This is a genomic window from Novosphingobium kunmingense (genome assembly GCF_002813245.1).
Lineage (GTDB): Bacteria > Pseudomonadota > Alphaproteobacteria > Sphingomonadales > Sphingomonadaceae > Novosphingobium > Novosphingobium kunmingense.
In genome coordinates this window covers 35987-61372 of the sequence record NZ_PHUF01000008.1, presented here as the reverse complement: position 1 = coordinate 61372, position 25386 = coordinate 35987, and the positions used below count along the sequence as shown (strand labels likewise).

At 62.7% G+C, this 25386-nt stretch carries 25 protein-coding genes, 1 tRNA gene and 1 pseudogene; 8 read left to right on the top strand and 19 right to left on the bottom strand.

Translation table 11 applies throughout. The features are described from left to right. Positions 1–209: 209 nt before the first annotated feature. Positions 210–386 (bottom strand): annotated as a pseudogene (locus tag B0I00_RS16860) (tyrosine-type recombinase/integrase); the annotation flags it as partial. A 61-nt stretch (positions 387–447) separates the two neighbouring features. Then, positions 448–1170 (bottom strand): IS6 family transposase, encoded by a 723-nt coding sequence (locus B0I00_RS16855; protein ID WP_100868580.1) that lies wholly within the window; start codon positions 1168–1170, stop codon positions 448–450. A 112-nt stretch (positions 1171–1282) separates the two neighbouring features. Here B0I00_RS16855 and B0I00_RS16850 point away from each other — a divergent pair, with 112 nt between their 5' ends. Next, entirely contained in the window at positions 1283–2014 is a 732-nt protein-coding gene (locus B0I00_RS16850; protein WP_157812619.1) for an IclR family transcriptional regulator, read from the top strand. A gap of 11 nt (positions 2015–2025) precedes the next feature. On the opposite strand, the gene B0I00_RS16845 is transcribed toward B0I00_RS16850, so the two are convergent. Genes B0I00_RS16845 through B0I00_RS16830 form a run of 4 tightly spaced genes read right to left on the bottom strand, consistent with a single transcriptional unit; the run spans position 2026 to position 7993 of the window. After that, complete coding sequence (locus B0I00_RS16845) at positions 2026–3018, bottom strand: hydroxyacid dehydrogenase (RefSeq protein ID WP_100868578.1); 993 nt, start codon at positions 3016–3018, stop codon at positions 2026–2028. Further along, entirely contained in the window at positions 3008–3700 is a 693-nt protein-coding gene (locus B0I00_RS16840) for an RraA family protein (RefSeq protein ID WP_100868577.1), read from the bottom strand. The genes B0I00_RS16845 and B0I00_RS16840 overlap by 11 nt, the downstream gene beginning before the upstream one ends. Before the next feature lie 22 nt (positions 3701–3722). Beyond that, the gene (locus tag B0I00_RS16835) at positions 3723–6632 is read right to left on the bottom strand and encodes a TonB-dependent receptor plug domain-containing protein (protein ID WP_100868576.1); all 2910 of its coding nucleotides are present in this window, start codon (positions 6630–6632) and stop codon (positions 3723–3725) included. A 32-nt stretch (positions 6633–6664) separates the two neighbouring features. After that, positions 6665–7993, bottom strand: coding sequence for an MFS transporter (locus B0I00_RS16830; protein ID WP_100868575.1), 1329 nt, complete (start codon positions 7991–7993; stop codon positions 6665–6667). A 183-nt stretch (positions 7994–8176) separates the two neighbouring features. Between B0I00_RS16830 and B0I00_RS16825 the strand changes: the two genes are divergently transcribed. The 4 genes from B0I00_RS16825 to B0I00_RS16810 all read left to right on the top strand — a co-directional run bounded on the left by B0I00_RS16825 (position 8177) and on the right by B0I00_RS16810 (position 11911). Then, on the top strand, positions 8177–9250 hold the full coding sequence (locus B0I00_RS16825) for an MBL fold metallo-hydrolase (protein ID WP_232730335.1): 1074 nt from the start codon (positions 8177–8179) through the stop codon (positions 9248–9250). Positions 9251–9531: 281 nt separating this feature from the next. Then, on the top strand, positions 9532–9822 hold the full coding sequence (locus tag B0I00_RS16820; protein WP_232730334.1) for a DUF3489 domain-containing protein: 291 nt from the start codon (positions 9532–9534) through the stop codon (positions 9820–9822). Continuing rightward, positions 9819–10244: a DUF2924 domain-containing protein gene (locus tag B0I00_RS16815; protein WP_100868573.1), complete on the top strand. Its 426-nt coding sequence runs from the start codon at positions 9819–9821 to the stop codon at positions 10242–10244. The genes B0I00_RS16820 and B0I00_RS16815 overlap by 4 nt, the downstream gene beginning before the upstream one ends. After that, positions 10241–11911, top strand: a complete 1671-nt coding sequence (locus B0I00_RS16810; RefSeq protein WP_100868572.1) for a recombinase family protein — start codon at positions 10241–10243, stop codon at positions 11909–11911. The genes B0I00_RS16815 and B0I00_RS16810 overlap by 4 nt, the downstream gene beginning before the upstream one ends. Before the next feature lie 284 nt (positions 11912–12195). On the opposite strand, the gene B0I00_RS16805 is transcribed toward B0I00_RS16810, so the two are convergent. From B0I00_RS16805 to B0I00_RS16775, 7 genes are all read right to left on the bottom strand, one after another. Further along, complete coding sequence (locus B0I00_RS16805) at positions 12196–12558, bottom strand: cyclophilin-like fold protein (protein WP_100868571.1); 363 nt, start codon at positions 12556–12558, stop codon at positions 12196–12198. Positions 12559–12698: 140 nt separating this feature from the next. Then, on the bottom strand, positions 12699–13583 hold the full coding sequence (locus B0I00_RS16800; protein ID WP_100868570.1) for an aldo/keto reductase: 885 nt from the start codon (positions 13581–13583) through the stop codon (positions 12699–12701). Positions 13584–13587: 4 nt separating this feature from the next. Continuing rightward, positions 13588–14112, bottom strand: coding sequence for a (R)-mandelonitrile lyase (locus B0I00_RS16795; RefSeq protein ID WP_232730333.1), 525 nt, complete (start codon positions 14110–14112; stop codon positions 13588–13590). 2 nt (positions 14113–14114) lie between these two features. Further along, positions 14115–15194: an alpha/beta hydrolase gene (locus B0I00_RS16790; RefSeq protein WP_100868569.1), complete on the bottom strand. Its 1080-nt coding sequence runs from the start codon at positions 15192–15194 to the stop codon at positions 14115–14117. Next, positions 15191–16423: an MFS transporter gene (locus tag B0I00_RS16785; RefSeq protein WP_100868568.1), complete on the bottom strand. Its 1233-nt coding sequence runs from the start codon at positions 16421–16423 to the stop codon at positions 15191–15193. Before B0I00_RS16785 ends, B0I00_RS16790 begins: the two co-directional genes overlap by 4 nt. Positions 16424–16546: 123 nt before the next feature. Continuing rightward, on the bottom strand, positions 16547–17449 hold the full coding sequence (locus B0I00_RS16780; protein WP_100868567.1) for a LysR family transcriptional regulator: 903 nt from the start codon (positions 17447–17449) through the stop codon (positions 16547–16549). Between the two features lie 324 nt (positions 17450–17773). Then, positions 17774–17977, bottom strand: coding sequence for a helix-turn-helix domain-containing protein (locus B0I00_RS16775; RefSeq protein WP_100868566.1), 204 nt, complete (start codon positions 17975–17977; stop codon positions 17774–17776). A gap of 119 nt (positions 17978–18096) precedes the next feature. Between B0I00_RS16775 and B0I00_RS16770 the strand changes: the two genes are divergently transcribed. Next, entirely contained in the window at positions 18097–19014 is a 918-nt protein-coding gene (locus B0I00_RS16770; protein ID WP_100868565.1) for a hypothetical protein, read from the top strand. A gap of 8 nt (positions 19015–19022) precedes the next feature. Here B0I00_RS16770 and B0I00_RS16765 read toward each other — a convergent pair whose 3' ends face one another. From B0I00_RS16765 to B0I00_RS16750, 4 genes are all read right to left on the bottom strand, one after another. Then, entirely contained in the window at positions 19023–19505 is a 483-nt protein-coding gene (locus tag B0I00_RS16765; protein ID WP_100868564.1) for a hypothetical protein, read from the bottom strand. Between the two features lie 112 nt (positions 19506–19617). Next, entirely contained in the window at positions 19618–20928 is a 1311-nt protein-coding gene (locus B0I00_RS16760) for a site-specific DNA-methyltransferase (protein ID WP_100868586.1), read from the bottom strand. 53 nt (positions 20929–20981) lie between these two features. Continuing rightward, positions 20982–21422 carry a hypothetical protein gene (locus tag B0I00_RS17125; protein WP_157812617.1) on the bottom strand — a complete coding sequence of 147 codons (441 nt, stop codon included), beginning with the start codon at positions 21420–21422 and terminating at the stop codon, positions 20982–20984. A 444-nt stretch (positions 21423–21866) separates the two neighbouring features. Then, a tRNA-Ser gene (locus B0I00_RS16750) sits at positions 21867–21956 on the bottom strand. Positions 21957–22114: 158 nt separating this feature from the next. Here B0I00_RS16750 and hspQ point away from each other — a divergent pair. Next, a complete protein-coding gene (gene hspQ, locus B0I00_RS16745; protein ID WP_100868562.1) occupies positions 22115–22495 on the top strand; it encodes a heat shock protein HspQ in 381 nt (126 codons plus the stop codon). Between the two features lie 4 nt (positions 22496–22499). On the opposite strand, the gene B0I00_RS16740 is transcribed toward hspQ, so the two are convergent. Then, positions 22500–23390, bottom strand: coding sequence for an ABC transporter permease (locus B0I00_RS16740; RefSeq protein WP_100868561.1), 891 nt, complete (start codon positions 23388–23390; stop codon positions 22500–22502). A 91-nt stretch (positions 23391–23481) separates the two neighbouring features. Here B0I00_RS16740 and B0I00_RS16735 point away from each other — a divergent pair, with 91 nt between their 5' ends. Then, entirely contained in the window at positions 23482–24156 is a 675-nt protein-coding gene (locus tag B0I00_RS16735; RefSeq protein WP_100868560.1) for a GcrA family cell cycle regulator, read from the top strand. A 4-nt stretch (positions 24157–24160) separates the two neighbouring features. On the opposite strand, the gene B0I00_RS16730 is transcribed toward B0I00_RS16735, so the two are convergent. Further along, positions 24161–25336 carry an NAD(P)/FAD-dependent oxidoreductase gene (locus B0I00_RS16730; RefSeq protein WP_100868559.1) on the bottom strand — a complete coding sequence of 392 codons (1176 nt, stop codon included), beginning with the start codon at positions 25334–25336 and terminating at the stop codon, positions 24161–24163. Positions 25337–25386: the final 50 nt, after the last annotated feature.

Genomic DNA, 25386 nt, shown 5'->3' with positions numbered 1-25386 from the left:
GGCAGCGACTGCGCGCTCGACCTGCCCGGCGGCAACATGATCATCTTCCACAGCCTGCAATACAGCACGCTCGGCGCAAGCGACTTCCTCTTCGGATAAGGCAAGGATCGGTGACTTTGCTAACGCTGCTGCTACCCGAATAGTTGAAGGCGTCTCTTCAATCATGAGGCGAATGCCAGCCCTGGACAAAGTCCAAGGCTGGCTGGTCCTCAGATTTCCGTGCGCTCTGACAATGTCAGGGCATCATCGATATCTACGCCAAGATATCTAACGGTGTTTTCGATGTTGGTATGACCGAGCAGAATTTGCACAGCACGCAAGTTGCCAGTGGCTTTGTAAATCATCGACGCCTTTGTCCGGCGCATCGAGTGGGTTCCATATTCGGTGCTGTCAGTCTAATGCGAACTGGTCTCCACTTGGCGCAGTTCCCCCTTCCCCACCGGCAGCCTAGGCGAACAGGTTTTGCCACTCGGCCAATGCGGCCGAGCGGCGTAGCTTGTAGGTCTGGCGATCGACGAGGTGGCGTTCCTGGTTAAAGTGGTTGTTGAAGGAGGCATGGACCGCAGTGAACTTCTGCAGTGTTTTCATCCGTCGGAACCGGAGCATGGCTCGCTCTCGTCGCCGAACCGGCAGGTGACTGCATTCGGCGCGGTTGTTCGCCCACCTCCCCACCTCCTGTTTGTTCGGGTTTCCGAGTAGTTTCATCGCCGCCTTGTATGACCCCAGGCCATCTGTGGTGATCGCCTCGGGTGAGCCGTGCCGCTTCAGCGTCTTCTTCATGAATCGCAGGGCCGCGGCCTTATCGCGGGATCTGGTGATGTAGCTCTCGAGAACCTCGCCCTCGTGATCAACAGCCCGCCACAGGTAGACCATCTCGCCGTTCACTTTGACGTACATCTCGTCGAGATGCCATTTCCAATGCCGGTAGCCGCGCATCCGGCTGACACGCTGGCGCCGGATGTCGGCAGCGAACAAAGGCCCGAACCGGTTCCACCAGAACCGAACCGTCTCGTGGCAGATGTCGATACCGCGTTCGAACAGCAGGTCCTCGACGTTGCGCAGCGACAGCGGAAACCGAACGTACATCAGCACCACCAGGCGGATCACCTCGGGAGAGGAGTTGAACCGGCGGAACGGGCTAGGCGGCAGCGCGCGGGACTTGCGAGGCATCAGCCGCCGGCAGCAGATGCCTCGTTGGCCTGACAGAGCCCTCGTTGGTCTGACAGTGCCCTCTCGCCCGGCTTTATCTCGACAAACCGACTTATGTTTCTTAGGCGAGGGTATGGATGATGTGCCTCCTGCTTCCGTACCTGGGCGCGCCAGTGCCGAGCGTCTGCTTTCCATCCTTTCATGCTTCCAGCGCGGCGATGATTCACTTTCGCTTTCGGAAATTGCCCGCCGGACCGGCTTGATCAAAAGCACCGCGTTGCGAATTGCCCATCCGTTGGTGGAAACGAGCTTTCTCGTGCGCGACAACCACGGCGATTATCGCCTGGGGCCGGAAATTGCCCGTTTGAACCTGATCTACCATGAATCCATGCGGATCGAGAATTACGTGTTGCCGGTGTTGCAGTCTCTGGTCGACGCCACGGGAGAAACGGCCTCGATCTATATCCGCCATGGCAGTTATCGGCTGTGCCAGTACCGGGTAAATTCCCCGCATCAGCTTGGCGTCCACAAACAGCCGGGTGAGACACGCGCGATGGACGAGGCTTCGTCGGCAATTGTCCTGCGCAGTTTTTCGGATCACGGTGAGCACCAGTCGCTGATCGCGCTGCCGGTCTATACCCAAGGGGCCTCTGATCCGTTTGCGGCGTCGATGGCCATACCGGTATTCCAGAATGAAGGCATCATGCTAGGCGCCCTGGTACTGGCCGGCCCCTGCAATCGTCTGACGCCCGGTCAGGCGGAACTTTACAGCGATCAAATGCGATCTGCCGCCCTGAACCTTAGCAGACAGCTGGGCGGGGAGGCCGCGTTCCTGCGAGCGCTGCAGCCTCCCCGGCAATTCTAGGTCGAAACCTGTCAGGCGTTTACGCCTGGTCGATTGACGGCGAACTTGTCGTCCACTGCCCGCCCTGCGAGGTGATCGATAACCTGCGCCATGGCAGTCAATCCGACGCGTTCTCCCGCCTCGACCGTGCTCGCCCCGACATGCGGGCTAACAACGAGATTGGGGAGTCCTCGCAAGGTTTCAGGCAGATCGAGCGGCTCAACCGGAAAGGTATCCAGGCCGGCGCCGCCGATTTTCCCTTCGGCCAGTGCCTGACCGAGATCTTTAAGATCGATCAATCCGCCGCGAGCCGTGTTGATAAGGATCGAACGCGGTTTCATCAATTCAAGCTGGGGCTTTGCGATCAGGTTTCGCGTCGCGGCTGTAAGCGGGCAGTGCAAGCTGACCACGTCGCTCTCGCGCAGGATGGTTTCGAGCGAGAGTGCGGGCTCGAGTCCCATCGCCCGCAAGTCGGAAGCATCAAGACCCGGGTCGAACACGGCCACGGACATGCCCAAGCCGCGGCAAATCGTGATGAGATGGCGTCCGATCGCCCCCATGCCGACTATGCCAAGGCGCTTGCCGCACAATTCCGTACCCAGAAATGTCGCTTTGTCCCAATGACCGCTCCGGATCCTGCTATCGAGATACGCAATTCCTCGACCAGCCGCCAGCATTAGCCCGAGAGCCTGTTCTGCCACCGAGATCGCGTTGGCGCCGGTCGCGATCGAGACAAGGATGTCCCGCTCGGTCGCAGCGGCTACGTCGATAGTATCATAGCCGACGCCATGTTTGGCGATGATGCGCAGTGCGGGGGCTGCTGCCATCGCGTCAGCGCCAACTTCCCCGAGCCTCAAAATGATGCCGTGCGGGTTATTCTCCTGCATGAAGGCAATCAGTTCGTCGCCGCGCAGGTAGCCATCCGTGGTCACGACGATGGCTCCCGCCTCTTCGGCCAAGGCCATCGCTGCGGGCGCCAGCGCGCGCCCGAAAATTGCGATACGGGGGCGCAATTCAGGCAGCATCGGTTCGCTTTTCCACTCCGGGGCAACCCATCGCGATTAGCTGGGCATCGATCCAGCTCTTGTCGATGGTACCAGCGGCGATTTTCTCCATCTGCGCCTGCTCGGCGGCAAATTTTGCGCTGGCCGCAGCATGGACCACGTCGATATCGGCCAAGGCTACCGTTATCAGGCCATCATCATCGCCGATTACCAGATCGCCAGGGTTTACCAGCATGCCGCCGATGGACACCGGAACGTTTACTTCACCAGGACCGTCCTTGTAAGGCCCGCGATGCGTCACGCCTGCAGCAAAGACCGGGAATTCCCCGGCAGAGATAGCCGCAAGGTCACGAACCGCGCCATTCACGACAACGCCCGCAGCGCCCTTGCGCCGCACATAATCGATCATCATTTCACCGATCAGCGCATTGGTCAGATCACTCCCGGCGTCGATCACAACAACATCACCCGGGACGACCATTTCGAACGCCTTGTGGACCATAAGGTTATCACCGGGACGCGTGCGAACCGTCAGCGCCGGCCCGATCAGAAGTCCTTGCCGGTGCAGGGGCCGAAGCCCCGCACCGCCGCCGGACAAGCGGTTCATCGCGTCACTGATGTTGGCCACGGGAAGCGAACGAAAACGCTCCACATCGGCACTGCTGGCAAAGGCTTGCCGCTGTAAGACCTGAAATCCAACCATGATGGTTTCCTTAAGCGCTAGGTCAGTACTTGAATTTTGCGCCGACGCGGAAGACGCGGCCGAGCACATCGTGTAACAAGGCGTTATAAGCGACCGGAAGCGTTGCATTCTCGGGCGCTAGCGGAGGTGCACTGTTCAGGATGTTGCGCACGTTGAGGAACAGTTCCACCTCGCCCGAGCCGGCCGCGATCTTCTTGCTGATCTGTCCATCCAGATAGGCGGCAGCCGGCACGTGTTGCAGGTCGATCAAGGCCGGTCCGCGGGTCTTGTCGTAATCCCCGCTCCCGATAAATCGTGCCTGAAGAAAGGCACCGGTATGTTCGCCATCGTAGTTGATCTGCGCCAGACCACGCCAGCGCGGAAACGGATTGACACCCGCCTCGCCCGCACGATCAACCGGGGCACCGCCTGGCTGGGTGGTTTCTTGCTTAGCCAGGTACGAGGCCAGAACACGCACGGAGAACTGGCCATCAAGGCCGGCAAAGCCGCGGGGAATGCTGTAGCCCGCCTCGAAATCAACCCCGCGTGTCTTGGCCGAGGCAAGATTGATCGGCAGCGCGGCAAAACGCGTGATGTTACCGTTGGCATCGCGAGTGAAGAGATCGCACGCCGACTGAACGTTCAGGAAGCACTGATCGACCGCGGTTTGCGCCGGGATCGGGCTGATCGCATTCTTTATACTGATATCGTAGTAATCGACCGACAGGTTCAAGCCGGGAAGCCATGACGGGCTGTAGATCGCCCCTGCGGTAAAGGTATCGGCGAATTCGGGTGTCAGGTTCGGATTGCCCGAATTGATCTGCAAGATGCCCGTCACGCGTACGTTGTTCTTGAACGGATCGTTGACCGCAGCAATGCTTTGCCGTCCAGCCTGGAAAAGTTCGGATAGGTTCGGCGCGCGAATATCGCGTGACCGTGTCGCACGAAGGCGAAGGTCTTCGACCGGTTTCCAGCTGAGCCCCAGCTTCCAGGTCTCCACCTTCCCGCTTGTGCTGTAATCGGTGATGCGACCGGCGGCATTTAGCTCGAGCTGGCGGAAGAACGGGACGTCCTTCAGCAGCGGCACGACCAGTTCTGCGAACGCTTCCTTGACGTTGTAACTTCCCGACCAAGGTGTGGGGTTGCCGAGCAGATAGGCACCAGTAGGCGACAAGGCGTCGGTTGTGAAGTTGATGCTTTCCTTACGGTATTCGCCGCCAATCGCGAAATCGATCGGTCCGGCCCAGCCTTCGAACAACGGGCCAGCCAGGCTGACCGCTGCCAGATCGGCCTTGATCAGGGCATCGGAAGCGCTAGTCCCGCGTGTATAATTAAGTGCGGCATCGGAAGGCGAGCCTACCCCGAACACGTTGAACGGCGCGCACGAAGGGTCGTTGTTGTTGGGGTTTGTATCGACATTGACGCGGCAAGCGATCGACCCGACAGCGAGACCAGACGTGCCAACATTGGCCGCGGTCACGAATACCGCATCAATGGCGCGATTGAAGTTGGCCGTAATCTCGTTGTTCAGGACATCGTTGGATTGCTTGGTCTCTCCATGAGTGTAGTAAGCGTTCCATTTCAGGTCGCCGATCTTGCCCTTGGCTCCTAACGTGCCTTGCAGGGTTTCGCTGTCGCCCTTCGTAACGATGAACCCGCGTTCCGAAGAGAAGCGAAGCATGGTCAGGGAGGTAACCCCGGTCGCAAGCATACGGTCGCGAATTTGTGGGGCGAAAGTTGCCAGGTACGCGTTGTCGCGCTGGATGGTGAACGGATTGGATGGCTGACGGCGGTTATAGGTGTTGTTGACCGTCGATGTCGATCGTCCGTACATGCCGTCCGCGAACAAGGTGAAGTTGTCGCTAACATCGAAGCTGACGTGCGCATACAAGGATCCGCGTTCGAGCGGACGGTTGAGCTCCTGGATCAGTTCGGTGCTGACACCGTCGCCACCAACCTGCTGGGTTGCTGTCGTCAGGGTTCCGTAGCTGTACGGTGCTGCGACACCGCCAGGCAGGAACTGAATGCCGTTGAACAATGCGTTGTTCGCTGCGGTCCCGCCGTTACCTCCGATGATCAGCCCGCCCAGTGTGCCAACGGCGCGGATGTCGGATTGCAGGAACAACGCCGGTGTTCCGCCGGGATTGTTGATGAAGTTGACGCCGGTGCGAGCCCATGGGCGCGCACCGGGCTTGACACCGTCATTTTTGAAGTATTCCGCGCTGACCAGGACATGGCCTTGGCCCCCGGCAAAACCCGTTCCGCCCGAGAGGGTTGCGCGAGTTTCAGCGTTATCGCCGTATTGGCTGATACCCTTGCTGACTTCGCCCTTAAGTCCGCTAAACTCAGAATCGAGGATGAAGTTCACAACGCCCGCTACTGCGTCCGAGCCGTAAGCCGCCGATGCGCCGCCAGTGACAACCTCGACCCGCTGGACAACACCGGAAGGCAGTATGTTGGCATCCACGGAACCGGTCAGACTGGTCGAAACCACGCGGCGTCCGTCGAGCAGGGTCAAAGTCCTGTTCGGACCAAGCGAGCGAAGGTCGAGAAAACTTTGACCAACGCGCTGAGACCCTGCGTTGCGCTGCGGACCCGCCGTGTTAGTCAGTGCGGGCAACTGACGCAGCGATTCTGCCAGCGTCGAAGGCGCGGCTTTGGCCAGTTGCTCCGTTCCCACGATCGTGATCGGCGTCGGGGCAGTAAAGCCTGCACGCGGCACGCGCGAACCGGTGACCACGATTTCACCCGAGCCGGCATCCGTTCCGTCGGCATTGGTGGTGGCTTCGCCAGGCTCGACCGCAGCGGGCTGGGCCTCGGCAGCCGTGCGGTCGTCCTGTGCCGGCGTGCTGCTTTGTCCTGCAGCGAGGGCCGGCGACGCGAACGCCGCCAACGCCAGTGAGATGAGCGAGACGCCAATGTACCGGGCGCGTAAAGGCTGAGTTTGGATCATTTTTTTTCTCCCTGAAAGGTAGTGTCTCGAGATCAGGTCTGGTCAGACGCGATCGCGGCTTGTTGCTGTGACGGGGAATCTCCCGCGCCCCGCGCCATCACTAGGATCGACATCGCGCTAGCCAGAGCCAGCAGCGACAGCGGGGCTAGAGCGGCGGCATAGCTGCCGGTGCTTTCAAAAACCCATCCGTAAACATTGACCATCAGCCCGCCGCCAATCAGGTTGGCGGTTGCGTTTATGGCGGCGATACCGACAGCCGCGCTGGCCGGGCTCAGCCAGGCCGAAGCCATGCTCCAGAACGGACCCTTGAAACTGTAGGCACCCACCAGACAGCAGGTCAGCAGCAGCACGACGAGCGCGAGCTCGTTCGAGAACGAAACCAAGACGGTGCTTAGACCGATGAGCAGAAGCGGAATTGCCGTGTGCCAGCGGCGCTCGTTCAGGCGATCCGAGCTGTAGCCCCAGATCACCATGGCGACTGTCGCTACGCCATAAGGGATCGCGTTGACCAAGCCAGTCTCAAAATCGCTCAACCCGAAGGACTTCAGGAACTGGGGTTGCCATACAGCCAGAACCGAGCCCGAAGCAGACGCACCGCAGCACGCAAGGACGAAGCCCCAGAATTGCCACGAGCGGAATACAGCCCACTTTGAAACTGCTCCGGCGGCCACACCCACATTTGTCGCAGGCCGGGCCGCTTGCTCTAGCCATTCGCGCTGTTCGGGCGTCAGCCAGCGGGCATCGCGCGGACGGTCGCTTAGCCAGAAAAGGCATGCGATACCGAGGAGAGAAGCAGGCAGGCCCTCGACAAGGAACAACCATTGCCAGCCATGCAACCCGAGCGTGCCGTCAAGCGTCAGCAGAGCGCCGGAAATTGGCGACGAAACGAAGCTGGCCAGCGGAATACCCAGAGCGAACAGCGCCATCGCCTTGCCGCGCTGGCGTGCGGGCATCCATAATGTCAGATAAAAAATGATCCCCGGAAAGAAGCCGGCTTCGGCAGCCCCCAGCACGAAGCGCATGATATAAAAACTGGTGGCGCCCTGTACAAAAGCCATAGCGGCCGACACCAAGCCCCAGGTTATCATGATACGCGCAATCCAGCGACGGGCCCCGTATTTCTCCAAGGCGAGATTGCTGGGAATCTCCACGAGGAAATAGGCCACGAAGAACAGGCTCGCGCCAAAGCCGAACTGGGCCTTCGTAATGCCGAGATCCTCGGTCATTTGAAGCGAAGCCATTCCGACGTTGGTACGGTCGATGAGAGCGAACAGATAGCAAACGGTCAGGAAGGGCAGCAGTCGCCACCGCACTTTGCGCAAGGTTTCGTATTCGACGCTCGACGGGGACGTCGCACTCATAGCCCTCTCCCTGCCGATTTATTCGGCCTGACCATCGACGCCATTAGCATAACGCAACACCGTTGCAATATCGAATTCTCAGATCGCACTTATCGGCCCTGATCGACCGATTAATCTCATTTTTTGGCACGCTGTTGCAATTTAGGCTCACGCGATTTACGAGGTATGATAAGGGAGAGCGATATGTCCGTATGGATTAAATTGGCCAAGGCTGGTGCGATCAGCTGTTTGGCGATGGTTGCGGTTGGTACAAGTGCGCAGCAAGAGACGCGCGCGCCGGTTCCTGCTGATAGACAGGGCCAGATCGATGCATCCCGTTCACACACGCCCAACGGCGGTCGCCCGGAGATTCGCACCGCCGACGATATGAAACGCCTGGCCGGCTACACGGCACCAGGCGCGCAGGCTTATGCCAGTCTCGCGGCTGAGGCCAGTGCCGGGATGTGGCCTGTCACCCTGTATTATCGGTGCAAGAACACGCCAGGCGGCACCGCAATTCATGCGAAAGCTCCGCAGCCTATCGAGGTGTTCGATGGCGTTTATTCGATAGGGGACGATGCCAACAACATCTGGGCGATCGACACGGCCGACGGCATCATATTGATCGACACGTTGAGCAGCGAAGCGGACGCCCGCGGCACCATAATCGCCAACATGGTTCGCATGGGCCTTGATCCGAAACGCATTCGCTACATTCTGATTACGCACAATCACCTCGATCATTTCGGCGGCGCGGCTTACCTCAAGTCGTTATCGAATGCGCGTATCGGCATGGCGCAAGCGGACTGGGAAGCCCAGGTTACGCGCGGGAATTTGCCCTTAAAGGGGCCGAACGACTTTTTCCTGACCGATGGGCAGATCATCACTTTGGGCGACCGTTCCGTAACCGTAGTCCTTACGCCCGGTCATACACCCGGCACGGCATCGCTTCTTTTCCCGGTTACGGATAAGGGCAAGCCGTACATGGCATCGCTGTTTGGCGGGCAAGGATCGCCAAACGACCTACAATCATTGATGACGTTCCGCCAATCTCTCAACCACTTCGCAGACTACACTGATCGGATGCAGGCCGATGTGGTCCTTTCCAATCATACGGTCGGAGACGATGGACTGTCACGCGTTGCAAAGCTGGCCTTGCGCAGAGACGGCGAGCCAAATCCGTATGTTGTGGGTCGAGAAGGGGTGGTGCGGTATGATGCCCTTTGGCGCGCATGCCTGAGCGCTGATATTGACCAGATTACCCGGACAACGAAATAGGAAGGGCGTCTAGGCTGCTCCCCACGACCCGATTACAAACCGCCTTGTGCAGTCCGTCGGTGGTAACCCGCTCGGCCGCAACATGCGCCGCTGGCGGTGGTCGAACCGGCAGTATTGTCCGGTATACTAGAAACCACTCGACTTCCCCGCCAACGCAGGCATTAGTGTGAGTCAACAAGCGCGCCCTGCATCAGGGGCCGCCACCCTGACCGACCCGCTCGGCGGGGCCTTGGGCAGTGGAAGCAGCGATGGTCGCTGCTCCTGATCCAAGGAGAACACCCATGCCCCGCAAGATGGCCCGCGAACCCAAAGCCGCTGCGAACCAAGCCGAACATGCCGCTGACACGACGGCCCTTTCGGCGCGTCCGGAGAAGAACACGAAGATCGCGCTGGTCCGGACCCTGTTCGGACGTAATGAGGGCGCCACTCTAGCCGAGCTTGTCGAAGCCACCGGCTGGCTGCCCCACACCGCCCGCGCCGCGCTGACCGGGCTCAAGAAGAAGGGCGCGGTGCTCGAGAAGAGCAAGCGCGGTGATGTCACCTGCTACCGCATCATGGAAGTCGCGGAATGAGCCGCGCGTCCCTCGAGGCCGAGCTGGCTGTGCTGGCGGATGCCTCACCGGCGCAGCTGCGCGAGCAGTGGCTGGAGGTGACAAGGCGCCCCCTGCCCCGCGTCAGCCCGGGCCTGCTGCGCCTGGCCCTCGCCTGGGAGCTCCAGGCGCGGTCCCGCGGCGGCCTGCCGCGGCGGGTGAGCCAGAAGCTCGCGCAGATCGCATCGGCGAAGACCAGCACCCGCGAGGTCCAGCCCGGCATGCGGCTGGTGCGCGAGTGGCAGGGCAAGGTCCATGTCGTCACGATCTCGGAGGACGGGGTAATCCAATGGAACGACAGGGCATGGAAGAGCCTGAGCGAGGTGGCCCGCACGATCACCGGCACCCGCTGGTCGGGTCCGGCCTTCTTCGGATTGAAGGCAAAGACGGGCCGCGCCGCATGACCGCACGGACCAGCCCGCGGGTGCGCTGCGCGATCTACACCCGCAAGTCGAGCGAGGAAGGTCTCGAGCAGGATTTCAACTCGCTCCAGGCCCAGCGCGAGGCCTGCGCCGCCTATGTGAAGAGCCAGGCCAGCGAGGGCTGGACCTTGCTGCCTGAGGACTACGACGATGGCGGCCTGTCGGGCGGGACGCTCGAGCGCCCGGCGCTCCAGCGCCTGCTTGCCGACATCGCCGCGGGACTGATCGACACCGTGGTGGTCTACAAGGTCGACCGCCTGACCCGCTCGCTGCTCGACTTCTCCAGGCTCGTCGAGACCTTCGACCGTCACGGTGTCAGCTTTGTCTCGATCACCCAGTCGTTCAACACCACCACCAGCATGGGGCGGCTGACCCTCAACATGCTGCTGTCCTTTGCCCAGTTCGAGCGCGAGGTCACCGCCGAGCGGATCCGCGACAAGATCGCCGCCTCCAAGGCGCGCGGCATGTGGATGGGCGGTATTCCCCCGCTCGGCTACCGGCCCGACGGGCGCAGCCTCGCCATCGTCGACGAGCATGCGGCGCTCATCCGGCACATCCATGCGCGCTACCTCGAGCTTGGCTGCGTGCGCCGGCTCGCCGAGGAGCTTGAGGAGGGCGGCATCCGCGCGCCGCAGCGCACCACGACAAAAGGAAACGCCTACGGCGGCGGCGTGCTGTCGCGCGGGCAGCTCTATTTCATCCTCAAGAACCCGGTCTATGCCGGGGACATCCCGCACAAGGACATGGTCTATCTCGGACAGCACATAGCAATCATCGACCGCGAGACCTGGGAGCGGGTACAGGACCGGCTCAGGGCCAACCGGCAGGGCAGCCGGTCAGGGGCACGCGGGACGAGCTCAGCGCTGCTGGCCGGCCTGATCGTCGATGCCGCCGGGCAGCCCATGATAGCAGCCCACTCGACCAGGGGCACGGTGCGCTACCGCTACTATGTCAGCAAGGAGCTGCACCACGCCCGAACAAAGGATGGCACGCGGGTTCCGGGCCGAGAGATCGAGGCGCTGGTCAGGGAGACCACAGCGCAGCTGTTCGCCGATCCGTGGGCACTAGTGGCCGAGCTCGGCATACCGCCATCCCCGGAACTGATCCGGCAGCTCGACGGCACATGCGCCGAGCTTGCGCAGCAGATCCGCGCGCGCAGCGCCAGCCCGCTGCGCGCGCTGCTGCGCGAAGTGCGGGTCCACGGCGACCGGCTCGAAATTGCGCTCAGCCGGAGTGCCCTTGCCCGGCTCATTGGTGCCAGCGAAACCGAGACCGGCGATGCCGCCCTAGTTCTCTGGGCGCCGTACCGCCTGACACGGTCGGGCAACACGCTGCGGCTGGTCCAGGGCGACGGGGCGCGGATCAGCGCCGCGCCCGACACCGCGCTGGTGCGGCTGATCATCCTCGCGCGGCAGTGGTGGGAGCAACTCGCCCGGGGCGAGACCGATATCACCGCATTGGCCGCTGAGGTCGGCTACAGCTCATCCTACGTCACGCGCGTCGTGCGCCTCGCGTTCCTCTCGCCGAAACTGATCGAGACGGTGCTCGCGGGCCGGCAACACAGCCGGCTCAGCCCGGCGACGGTGCGCTCAAGTGTCGAGATGCCGGCAGACTGGGACCAGCAGGAAGCGCTGTTCCTGGTGCACTGATGTCCGCTGTGTCAGACTTTGCCGCCGTTCGCGACCGCGGCGGTAAATGACCAGTTTCGGATTAAACCGGCCATTCGTGAAGCGTCGGACATCAACCGAGGAAAGACAAAGATGGGGGTCGAGTGCAGACTGGCGGCTTCTGGGCACCCAAAGCGAGACAGCTGCCGTTCGATCCGGCAGGTCTCTCATGGCCAGTATCGACCAAACTCTTCAGTTCCTGCATCAATCACAGTCGACTGATAGCTGCCGAGCGTATACCGCGTTAGCGCGCGCCCAAGCAGCATTCATTCAGAGCGTTCGGCTTGACGGATGGTGACGGGAAACGGCTCTTTGCCGCCGAATTCCGCCACATCGCCCTGTAGCCGGCCAAGGCGGATCAGTCCCGGCGAGTGATGTCCGTCGCGATAGAAGACGGCGAGATTGCCCCATGGCGCATAGAACGCCAGATCGCCGGCCCGGGGTGTAATCGCATCCGGCGCACCCTCCCGCGACAAGGGACGCGGAAGGTCCGCGATTTTCTCGTTCCCGGCGTAATCGTTGAGAGTCAGCGTCAAGGGAAGCTGGACGAGGAAGTCGCGCGCGGAAGGGCTATCCTCGATGTTCGCGGTCCATCGGCGCGAGCCCGAGACAATGTCGATGCTGGTCACATTTGGTACCCTCTCCGCCGATCCGACGGCGGTCGAACGCTCATTGGACGCCCTGGTCTCGCCCGGCTCGGCATGACTGCATGCTGCCGTGCTCAACAACAGGGCAGCTGACGCGAACCGGGCGAGACGCAGTATCATCGTCAGTTGTCCGCCCCGACAACCTGCCGCTTCTTGCAAAATACCGGGAATGCCCCCGCGTCGCCATAATCGGTGCGATCATGGGCTTCTCGCAGCGCGGCCATGTCCTCATCGGAAATGGCGAAGTCGATCGCGGCGTTTTCGCGGATATGTTCGGCGCTGCTCGACTTGGGCAACGGCAGCAGGCCAAGCTGCAGGCAGTAGCGAATGCAGAGCTGCGCGATACCGACGCCGTATTTGTCGGCAAGCGCGATCAGCATGCCGTTCTTTAACGCAGCGCCGTGGGCGACCGGTGAGTATGCCTCGACCAGTATGCCCTTGCTGCGGCTATAGTCGATGAGGTCGAACGGCGTGTTACCGACATGGGCTAGGATCTGGTTGACCACCGGTGCGATGCTGCCGTGCTCGATCAGATTGTCGATATCCGCCGCCTCGAAATTTGAGACGCCGATCGCGCGGAGCTTGCCTGCCTGATGGGCATCCTCGAGCGCGCGCCACGCCTCGAGATTGCCCTCGAAAAAGTGCTCGCCCTCGCGAAACTCGGCCCAGGGCTGCGGGCTGTGAATCAGCATGAGGTCGATATGGTCGAGCCCGAGTGTCTTCAACGATCCGTCGATCCGCTCGCGCGCCTCGACGAAGCTCTTGCATTCGGCGGCGAGCTTGGTGGTGACGAACAGCGCATCGCGTGCGACTCCGCTGGCTCGCACTGCCTCACCGACGCCGCGCTCGTTGCCATAGGCCTGGGCAGTATCGATGTGGCGATAGCCGATGCCGATCGCGTTTCGCACGACCTGCCCGACCGCGTCATCGTCGATCCGCCAAGTGCCGAGGCCAAGCTTGGGAATGGCGACGCCATTGGCCAGCGTGAAGGTCTCTTCGAGGATCATGCGTTCACTCCTTCGGCTCACCAAGCGGGGCGAGATATTGCTCGTCGGTCACTTTCTCTAGCCAGGTGACGGGCGTGCCGTTCACCGATTCCTGGATGGCGATGTGGGTCATGGCCTCGTGCGGTGTGGCGCCATGCCAATGCTTGTGCTCTGCCGGGCACCAAAGGATGTCGCCTGCGTGAAATTCCAGCTTCGCTCCGCCCTCGATCTGCGTCCAGCCGACGCCCTCCGTGACGATCAGCGTTTGTCCCGCCGGGTGCGTATGCCAGGCGGTGCGCGCTCCGGGTTCGAAATGCACGATCGCCCCACCCACGCGGGACGGTTCGGGCCGCTGGAACTGGCCGGTTATGGTGGCCTTGCCGGTAAAATTCTCCGCCGGGCCATCGGCAGGCTTCATGTCCGATTTGCGATCGATCTGCATGCTTGGTGCTCCTTTTCGTGATGAAGTCCGCTGCGCCTGCGCGTCGGCCGCACTCGACAACACAACGCTCGACAGCGCCGCAGCGGCCAGAATGACTTTGAGGTTCACGGTCAAAGGCTCCTGCTGAAGAAGGCGGTGATCCGGTCGAACGGGATCTTGTCCGCGCGATCATAGAGATCGACATGGTTAGCGCCCGGGATGATCACGAGTTCCTTGGGTTCGGCGGCAGCAGCGAATGCGGTTTCGCTGAAGTAGCGCGAGTGCGCCTTCTCGCCGTGAATCAGCAGCATCGGCCGCGGCGCGATCTCCTTGATGTAGATGAGCAGCGGCATGTTCATGAACGACAGCGGGTTGGTGATCGTCCACGAGGCGTTCGAGTTCACCGATCGCGGGTGGAAACCGCGCGGCGTCTTGTAATAGCCATGATAGTCGACCAGGAATTGCGCCTCGCCGCCCTTCAGCTCGTTCATCGGTGGCCCATAAGCGGGTGCACCACGCTCGGCATCCAGCCAGCGCTGCCGGCTCAGCTGCTCCAGCGTCTTGGTACGCTCGGCCAGGGTGACGCTGTCGTTATAGCCTTTCGACATCACGCGGGTCATGTCGTACATCGTAACCGCGACGACCGCCTTAACGCGCTTGTCCACGGCGACGGCGTTCAGCGCCATCCCGCCCCAGCCGCAGATGCCGATCACGCCGATGCGCTCGCGATCGACGAAGGGCTGAAGGCCGAGAAAATCGACCGCGGCGCTGAAATCCTCGGTGTTGATGTCGGGCGAAGCGACGTTGCGCGGCTCGCCGCCGCTCTCGCCAGTGTAAGAGGGGTCGAAAGCGATCGCCGCGAAACCGCGCTCCGCCATAGTCTGAGCATAGAGACCCGACGACTGTTCCTTCACCGCGCCGAAGGGACCGCTGATCGCCAGAGCAGGCAACCTGTCGGCTCCGCGGCCTTTGGGCAGATAGAGATCGCCGGACAGCGTGATGCCATAGCGATTTTTGAAGCTCACCTTGCGGTGATCTACGCGGTTGCTCTTAGGGAACACCTTGTCCCAGTTGGCGCTGTCTTGCGCGGCATGGGCCGAAGTTGCGGGCATTGCCATCAGGCTTGTCGCAGCAACTGCCGCTCCGCTAAGCTGCAGAATGCCGCGCCGGCTCAATTCGGCTAAGCTGTCATTTCGCGGTTCGATGTTCATTTGTCTTCTCCATGTTTGATGGACTGTTGTTGTGCGGCTTTGCTGCTGCCGAGCACCCCCAGCAGAGCCGAGCCGCTCAGCAGGATTGCGCTCGCAAGGAAGGTCGCGCGGTGGCCGGCTGCGTCGAACAGCAATCCGCCCCCCGCCGCGCCCAGCGTGATCGCCAGCTGGATAACGGCGACCATCAGTCCTCCGCCCGCTTCGGCATGGTCGGGAAGGGCGCGGCTGAGCCACGTCCACCAGGCGACCGGAAGCGCGGTCCCGATCAGACCCCAGCCGGCGAGCAGCGCGGCAGTCGGCAGCGGCATCGTGCCGAACGCGATCAGACCGATGGCGATGGCCGCCATCACCAGCGGCGCGACAATCAAGGTGGCGGACAGGCTCCGCGCCAGGGCGCGCCCGATCAGCCAGGTGCCGATGAGGCCCGCGCCGCCCATGGCCAGCAGCACCAGCGACAGCAGAGACACGCTGAGCTGCGTCACCCCTTCAAGGAACGGCCGCAAATAGGTGAAGAGCCCGAACTGACCCATAAATAGCAACGCGACAGCACCCATGCCCACGCGCGCCTCGCGCCGCCACAGCACGGCCAGCGCATTGGCGGCACGCGCGCCACGCGGCGAGGGCAACTGCGGCAGCTTACGCCACAGCCAAACAAAGGTGATCGCGGCTAGCGGGACGACGATGAAGAACGCGCCGCGCCAGCCGATATACTGTCCAAGGAAGCTACCCAGCGGCGCCGCGACCGTAGTCGCCAGCGCATTGCCGCCGTTCAGCATCGCCAGTCCACGAGGCACCTGGTCCTCGGGCAGCAGGCGCATGACCGTCGCCGCCGACATCGACCAGAAGCCGCCAATGACGACTCCAAGCAGCGCGCGGCCAGCCATCAGCACAGCGTAGGTCGGCGCGAACGCGACCATCGCGCCCGAGCCGAGCATCAGCCCAGCCAGACCAAGGAGAAGCGTGCGGCGATCAAGGCCACGGGTCAGCGGCGTGATCGTCAGGCTCGTCAGGACCGCGAACAGGCCTGACACCGAAATCGCCTGACCGGCTGCTCCTTCGGTGAGTCGCAGGTCTGTGGCGATCGGCGTGAGGATACTCACCGGCATGAATTCCGAGGCGATCAGCGTCGCCACGCATAGAGTAAGGGCCACCACGGCTCCCCAGCCGCCGCTGCCCGCACGCGTCGCCGACTGCGTGACTGTGATTTTGAGATCGGCGCCGGTCGCCATTTCAGTCCACCTTCATCCAGTCGTCCCGGGATATTGCGGAACAAGAAGGATTATGGTGCGTGTCGATGCGACAAATTAGACGTCGCTGCGTTGATGAACCGTTGAGCGAAGCTCAACGATCGATCAATGCCAGTTGGCGGCCCGGATGTGATCGATTAGCAGGCGAAGCGCCGTCGGCAACTGTCGCCGCCCGGGATAATAGATGTGAAAACCCGGGCCGTCCGAAGCCCAGTCCTCAAGCACGATCCGCAGGTCACCGCGTTCCACATAGGGCAATGCCAGCGGCTCCGGCACATAAGCGATTGCGGCCCCGCGACGGGCGAGATCCAGTGCCAGCGCGCTGTTGTCAATGGTGATCGCGCCGGGCACGTCGACGGCTACGTTCTCGTCGTGCCGATCGAATTCCCAAGCGTAGCGGCTGTCATCTCCTAAGCGAAATCGGAGGCAGTTGTGCGACAGGAGGTCATTTGGATGAAGTGGGGTTCCGTATCGCTCAAAATAGGAAGGCGCGCTCGTCGCGACCCAACGCATGTCCGGAGACAGTCGCTGCGCCACCATATCTTCGGGCACAGTACCGCCATAGCGGATCCCGGCGTCGGCACCTGCCTCCACCACATCGACCATTTGGTTGCTGACGACCACGTCGAGCTCGATTTGAGGGTAGCGCACGATAAAGCTCGGCAGTGCCGGCGCGAGCAACATCTTGGACGCATGTTCCAGCACATTCACCCGGATACGACCGGCCGGGTCGTCACGGTAGCGGTTCAGCACGTCCACCGCCGTGCCGATTGCATCGAAGTGCGCGGAGATCGCCGCGCGAAGCTCCTCTCCGGCCGCGGTCAGCGTAACGCTGCGGCTGGTGCGATTGAGCAGGCGCACCCCGAGACGGGCTTCCAGGCCTTTTAGCGAATGACTCAGCGCCGAGGCGCTGACACCGACTTCAAGCCCCGCGCGGCGAAAGCTGCGATGCCGCGCGATCGCAAGGAAGTAGCTGAAGTCAGCAAGATCAGTCCGGTTGAGTTGCACACGGCCATATTGCCCGTGTGCGGCAGATACGGCAACAGCGCTGAGATGCGCTCAACGCTGTGATATTCTGCCTCCGTTCGCGTTGCGACAGTATGCTTCAGCCGTTCTGAGCCTGAGACCCGACCGGCAGCAGTGTCCCAATGTAGGTCCTTGCGGGTGCTGCTCACAATTGGATCGGAGAACGGTAGGTTTTGGGATCAAGGTGAACGGCCGAGATTGCGGCGCCTTCCCGCCATTCCGCTTCGAAGCATTCGATTGGCAGCTTCTGTCAGGAGCAGACGCTCGCGGCGGCTGATCAGAACGACCGTGTTTGGTCGGAAGCAGTCAGGCGAGCATTTCACTCGCGGTTACTCCAAAAGGCTTTGCCAGCTTTTCAACTACGGTGATCGTCGGGTTGCGCCGGCCGCGCTCGAGGTCCGATACATAGGTCCGGTGAATCCCCGCCCGGTCGGCGAACTCCTCCTGGCTCCAGTTATTTGCCTCGCGCCGGCGGCGCAGGTTCCGGGCAAGGCGCTCGCGTATCTCCACGATTGCCCAGAAAGACCCGTGTCGCCGATCGATCTACAGACGATCAGTCACAATCGGCGTTGACTTCCCCGCGCGCGCAAGCCTTTGCGGTGTCACTGATAATCGACAGGAGACACCATATGGCAGGGCCGACTGAAGACCAGGGGGACAGCGCAGCGATACTGGCGAACGACGACCTCACGCACCGCTCGAGCCTCGTCGAGAAGGTCATCGAATACCGCTTCCTGGCGGCGCTGACGACCGAACTGGTGACCCGCGGATGGGACTTCGAGGTGCTGCGCAGCGACGTCGATTGCGGCGGACACGATCTTGTTGTCGAGGCGAAGGGCGTCCTGCGTCATATCCAGTTGAAGGGGCTTGCCGCGGGAGGGAAGCGCTCCCGTATCCCGGTCAATGTCGCGCTCGCGGCCAAGCCGTCTCCGTGCGTGGTATGGATGACCTATGATCCTGCAACCCTCGACTTCAGGACCTTCCGCTGGTTCGGCGGCCTCCCGGGGCACCCGATGCCGGATACGGGTGACAGGGTCGCCCGCCACACCCGGGCCAACTCGCTCGGTATCAAGGCGGAACGCGCACGCCACCGCATCCTGTCGTCAGGGCAGTTCGTGACCGTGCCGACGATCGGCGAGCTCACCGACCGGCTGTTCGGCTTTGCCGACGAGCCTGAAGCTCTGCGGCGCCACATCGCTGACCATGCAACCATGTCCGCCGATGGCTGGCTGGGTGAGGTGGCCCGCGGCAACCTTGCCGCCATTCCGGAAGACCTCGACTGGGACGGATCGTGCGGGCTTGCCCATCTGATCGATGGCTACGGTCTGCTTGGAATGCGCCGCATCGAGGATGCCGACAGCTGGTCGCGGTCCATGAACGACGCCGCGCAGCGCACCGGCCGCTGGAGCGGGGGACCGGTCGAGCTGTGGATCGCCCTGTTCATCGAGCACCGGCGCTGGCGCATGGCCAGCCCGTACGAACCTGAAGGAGAGCAGAAAGCGGTGCTCGACGCGCTTGTCAGGGACCTGCGCTGCTCGCTCCGGTAGGCGGACTTTCACTCCTCATCATCTTCTTCCTCTTCTTCCTTGCCCTCATACCCGGGTAGGCCATCGAGGATATACGAGGGGTGGGCTCCGCGATAAGGCGCCTGCTGGATCGCGACCGAAGCAGTCCACTCATGCAGCGGCACATCGGCCGGCAGCAGCAGCACTCCGCCGCCGGATTTCTTTCCATCAGCCACCGCTGCGGCACTGCGCAGCTTTTCAAGGTGAGCGGAGGCGCGCGTGTCGCCCTTCAGCGCCTTGCCATGCAGCACACGAAGCTCGAGTTCGCGTTTGGTCATCTTCTGGTTGTTTATCTCGACCTCCTCATTGTCGATCCGGTCGATGATCGCTGCCAGCGAGTTGTCTTTCGGCTTCGCGTCCTTCGCCTTGCCCTTCTTGCCGCGGCGGCCATTGGGGTTGCGGACCTCTCCGGGCTTTATCCGGCCCGATCTGGGGGGCTTGCGGTAGCCGACTTCATCTTCATCGTCATTCATTGACAGTACTCCTCATTGGAGGAGCAGCTGTGCCTCCCATTGGCGCCTGCCGGCATTCACCAAAAACATCCGGAAATGGAATGAGGGCGGCCGCCGGCCGCCCTCACCCCGGTCAGTCGAACATCGATTCCACTTCGGCAAAGGTCGCTCCGCTCCGGCCCAGCCTGGCCTTCTGCCCGGTTTCCTTTTCCCACCGGCGAACCGCAACATCGACATAGGCCGGATCGATCTCGACAGCGTACCCCCGGCGCGCCGTCCGCTCGGCCGCCATTATCGTCGTCCCCGATCCGGAAAAGGCATCAAGGACAATGCCTCCGCGCCGCGAGCAATCCAGGATCGCGTCGGCGATCATCGCAACCGGCTTGACCGTGGGGTGCATGGCCAGTTCCTCGTCGCGGCCCGCCCGCAGCGAGTTGATTCCGGCGTAGTCCCAGACATTGGTCCGGTACCGGCCGTGCTGACCGAGCTCGAAGTTGTTGATGTGCGGCGCGGTGCCCTTCTTGAACGCAAACACCAGTTCGTGCTTCGAGCGGTAGAACGCGCCCATCCCCCCGTTGTCCTTGTTCCACACGATCAGGTTCTTGAGCTCATCGTAGACCGCGTGGCCGGCAGCAAGCAGTTCACGCATATGGCGCCAGTCCATGCACACGAAGTGAATCGATCCGTCCACGCTGCTGGCCGCAAGGTTCGAGAGCACCTGGCGCAGGAAGTCCTCGAACTCGCCTTCGCTCATTTCTCCCGACGCCATGGCGAACTCGGCGTGCTTCACCTTGCCAAGACCGCAGACGTGACCATCGACCGGCACATTGTACGGAGGATCGGTGATCACCATCTGCGCGCGCTCACCGTCCATCAGCCGTTCGAGGACAGCGGGATCACGCGCATCGCCGCAAAGCAGCCGGTGCTTGCCGAGGACCCACAGGTCCCCGATCCGCGTCACGACGTTCGCGCGGTCAACCTCCGGAGCCTCGGGTTCGGCAACGTTGACATCGACCGCGTTGAGCAGCGCTTCCAGTTCCGCACCGGCAAAGCCGGTCAGATCGAGATCGAAGTCGGGCTCGAGCTCGAGTATCCCGCCAAGCTCGACCCGCAGCAGGTCGTCATCCCAACCGGCCAGTTCGGCAAGGCGGTTGTCGGCGATGATGTAGGCGCGCCGTTCAGCCTCGCTCATTCCCGAGATCGACAGGACAGGAACGCTCTCGAGGCCAAGCGACCTGGCCGCACTGACGCGGCCATGGCCGGCAATGATGCGGTTCTCGCTGTCGATCAGGACCGGGTTCAGGAAACCGAAGCGCGAGATGCTCGCCTCGATCTGCTTCAGCTGCCTTGCGCTGTGGGTACGCGGATTGTTGGGATGGGCCCTGAGCGCCGAGACGGCCCGGTGCTCGAGATTGCTGGTACGGGACTTAAGATCAGATGTCATATTGACCTCCTTGGCTGAAAGGAGGCTCCACATGTCAGCCGGCGCCGGCGTAATCATTCACTGCAATTACGGGCCTTTTTCATGATCGAGATCCTGTTGAGGAACGAAGGTGGCGAGCAGTGCAGTCTGAAGGCCGCGATGACCTCCTCGGCGACCTGGATCGACGGTTCCTTTTCGTAGGGCTCCCGCTTCCTCCGCCCTTCAGCGCGGTCACGCTGGAATGCCGCGAGGCGCTCATCATAGACATGCATGGCAGCCTCGAAGCAGAGCAGTCTCTCCATTGTATCGGGTTTGCGTCCGCGCCTGGGTTTGAGCTCGCCCTTCAGGGCAGGCAGGAGGTAATCCTGCAGCAGAGGATCGTTGGCGTTGTCGGGGTCTTCCTCGAGAAGAGCAATGATGTCTTCCTTCAGGATCTCCTCGCCCTTCTTATGACGCCGGTGGAGTGAGCCGATGCTCCGGCGATCGAATTCGTAATACGGCGATGACTTGTGCATGGGACGGTCCTGCCTGGTTGGATGTGCATCTCGTTACACCGCCTTCGATAGATAAGTTCTGTATCGCGGGGAATATTCCCATTTCGGCCAAACCGCTTCCCATTTATGGTCGCACGCTTTCCAATTTCCGGGGCGCGTAAATTCCCATTTACTCGAGGTCTTTTTTGGCGAATTTCGCAGCAAAGCGGCGCACATCCGCCGGAATGTTCGCGTTCGCCGGATCGCCAGAACACGAATATTCCCAGTTTCGCCGGTTTAATGGGAATTGGTCGTCGAACAGCCCAAACCGTACTGCCCCGGTGAGCCGCGGAGAATTGACCTGTATTCTGGCGCGTTATGGCCTCGAGAGAGGCTCTCCGCGGTACCGGTTGCCTCGCTGAAGGGCGCAGAAGTGCGGCATTTGGGAGCGCTAGGAAACCAGAGCGGGCAGATTTGCAGACTGCGTGGCGGAGAGGGTGGGATTCGAACCCACGGTACGGTTGCCCGTACACCGCATTTCGAGTGCGGCGCATTCGACCTCTCTGCCACCTCTCCGCGAGATCGCGCTCAAAGCGGGCGCGGGGCCCGTTCGGTCGAAGAAGCGGGCGGTTAGCCGATGGCGCAGAGCTTGCCAAGCCCCCGATTGGGCTTTTTCGGGGATGGCCGGGGCCGGGCCGTTGTTTCGCAAGCGCACAACACCTATATTGCCCTTCATGGATCGCGCTTCCTTCTTTTCTCCGCAAGCCGGTCGCACAATCGATGCGCCGCTGAAGATGCGCGCCCGTTTCGGCATCGGCGACGTCGTGCGCCACAAGATCTTCGATTTCCGCGGTGTCGTGTTCGATATCGACCCTGTCTTCGCCAACAGCGAGGAGTGGTACGAATCCATCCCGGCCGAAGTGCGGCCCCACCGCGAACAGCCGTTCTATCACCTCCTCGCCGAGAATGGGGAGAACAGCTACGTCGCCTACGTCAGCCAGCAGAACCTGCTGTCGGACGGCGAGAGCGGTCCGGTCGATCATCCTTCGCTCGACGAACTGTTCGAGGATTTCAAGAACGGCCGCTATCGCCTGCGCCGTTCGATGACCCACTGATCGGTCAGCTTTTCAGCTTCCAGCCGCTGCGCAGCAGGGCGTAGAGCCCGAGGCACAGCACCGCGTTCAGCAAGCCGAGGTACAGCGCCCCGTTGAACACGGCCGCGTTGGTGCTGCCTATGTCGCTTTGCCCGAGGAAGCCAAAGCGGAAGCCGCTGATCACATAGAAAAACGGGTTGGCCCGGCTGATCGCCTGGAACACGGGGTGCAGGTTGCTGATGACGTAGAACGTGCCCGACAGCATGGTCAGCGGCGTGATCACGAAATTGGTGATCAGCGAGGCGTGGTCGAACTTTTCCGCCCACAGCGATGTGACGAGACCGATCACCGAAAGCAGGATCGATCCCATCAGGCCGAACCAGACGATCGCCCAGGGGTGCTGGGCCTGCAGCGTGACGCCGGGCCAGAACAGCATGGCAAGCGTGATCGCAAGGCCGACCAGCACGGCGCGGGTGACCGCCGCGCCGATCAGGCCGATCATGAGTTCCATTTCCGACAGCGGCGGCATCAGGTAGTCGACAATCGTCCCCTGGATCTTGCCGGCCAGGAAATTGAAACTGGTGTTGGCGAAGGCGTTGTTGATCATGCCCATGACGATCAGCCCCGGTGCGAGGAACGTCGCGAAGGGCACGCCAAGCACCTGGCGGCCACCCTGCCCCATCGCGACGGTGAAGATCATCAGGTAGAGCAGCGTGGTGATGGCCGGAGCCCAGATGGTCTGGGTCTGGACCTTGAAAAATCGGCGGACTTCCTTCATATAGAGTGTCCACAGGCCCATCCGGTTCACGCGGTGGATCGTGGGCACTCCCCTGGCCGGGAATACGTTTCGCGCCGCGCCCGTTGCGGGCAAGGCGGCTTGAGCATTTGCGCGAGCAGGAATAGGTTGATCGGCCATGCCTCGGCGACTATCCGCACGCCGCGCACAAGGCAAGTTCGCGGACACGGCGCATGACCCTGCACAGGGCGACAAAGGAACTGTAGACCCGATGAGCTGGACCGACGAACGGATCGAAAAGCTGACCAAGATGTGGGAAGGCGGCGCAACCGCCAGCCAGATCGCCGACGAACTGGGCGGGGTCAGCCGCAACGCCGTCATCGGCAAGGCGCACCGCCTTGGCCTGAAGGCGCGGCCCAGCCCGGTCAAGCCAAACGACAAGGACAGCGCTCCGGCCGCGCCGGCGGCCAAGCCGGCCAAGGCAGAGGCGGCGCCGCGCGCTGCGGCCCCGCCGCGTCCGGCTCCCGCCCCTGCCGCGCCGCGCCCGGCAGCAACGGCCGCCCCCGCAGCGCCGACCACCAGCACCGCCGCGCCGAGCGGCGCACCCCAGCCGCGCATCGTCTCGGTTGGCCCCGGCGGCTTCCTGCGCCAGGGCCCCGGCGACCAGCAGGCTCCGATCCCGCCCGCGCCGCCGCGCCGCCTGGTGCCGGCCAAGCCCAGCCCCGATATCGCCGAGAAGACCAGCCTGCTCGATCTGAACGACCGGATCTGCCGCTGGCCGATGGGCCACCCGGGCGAGCCCGATTTCCATTTCTGCGGCGAAGCGGTGAACCCCGGCTTCCCCTATTGCGTCGAGCATTGCGGCCGCGCCTATCAGGCGCAATTGCCGCGCGGCCATCGCCGTCCGCCGCCGCCGCTGCCGTTCGGCGGACCGCGCGTCCGCTGATCGCTTACGGTCTGGCCGATGCCGCCTCATGGGCGACCACGGTCGGGACCGGACGGATCGGAAAGAAGGGGTAGAGCGCCGCAGCGCCCGCAATCGCGCGCACGGTCATCCCCGCCGCAAACCCTGAACGGAACGCACTGGTGACGGGCCGCACTGCCAAGGCAGCCCCACGGCGCCGGCGCCCGGCATAGAAGCGTTCAGCCGCCCGCGAACAGGCCAACAGATCGCCGTCGATCATGGCCATCTCCGCCTGTAGCACGCGGCCCGCGGCGCAGGGATCGTCATGCGCGGACAGGATGGCACTGGCGGCGGCCTGGCCGCTGGCTATCGCGTTGTGGATTCCTTCCCCCAGCAGCCGCTCGCACGTTCCCGCCGCATCGCCTGCCAGCAGGATCCGGCCAATGCGGCGGATCGACCCGTGGCCATCGACGCCCATCGGGTGGCCGACCACGGCCTCCAGCGCGTCGCTGCCGATTGCCGCCCGGGCGTAAGCGCGCAAGGCATCGCGCGACAGCGCCGTTGCGGGGCTCTGGGTGTAGAGGCCGATATTGACGTGGTCTCCCTTGGGAAAGACCCAGCCATAGCCGCCGGCGACCGCTCCGAAATCGAAGGCGGTCGCCCGACGGTTTGCGTCGGGCACAGGGACGTGCCCTTCAAGGGCAAAGGCTCGCGCCGTGGTCGCAAGGCCCAGCAGCCGGCGGATCGTGCTGTTGGCGCCGTCCGCCGCCACGACGAAGCGCGCGGCGATCGTTTGGCCGCTGGCATAGCGCAGGACAGCCCGGTCAACGTACTGCTCCACGGCAACCAGCCGGTCCCCAACGCAATCGAGGAACGCCGCCCCCCTTGCGCGGGCTTGGTCCAGGCAGAAGGTGTCGAGTTCTGCTCGCACGGTGGTGACCATCACCGGGTCGCGCCCCGAAACCTTGCGCGGCGGGCCACCGTCGGCGCTCAGTGCCAGGTCGCGCACCACGCAGCGAACGACCGGATGGATCGAAAAGCGCAGCCGCTGCAGTGCCTTTACAGTCACGCCGCCGGCGCAGGGTTTGACCCGTGGAAACGGCTGACGCTCGACCACCAGGACACCGCGTCCGCGCGCGGCAAGATCATAGGCGGCGGCGGCACCGGCCTGCCCGGCACCAACCACGATCGCATCCCATAGAGTACCGGTCGCCCCGACCATTCGCCCCCTTTCGCCTGAAAGAGGATTTGCGCCACGGCGCAGGCGCGGTC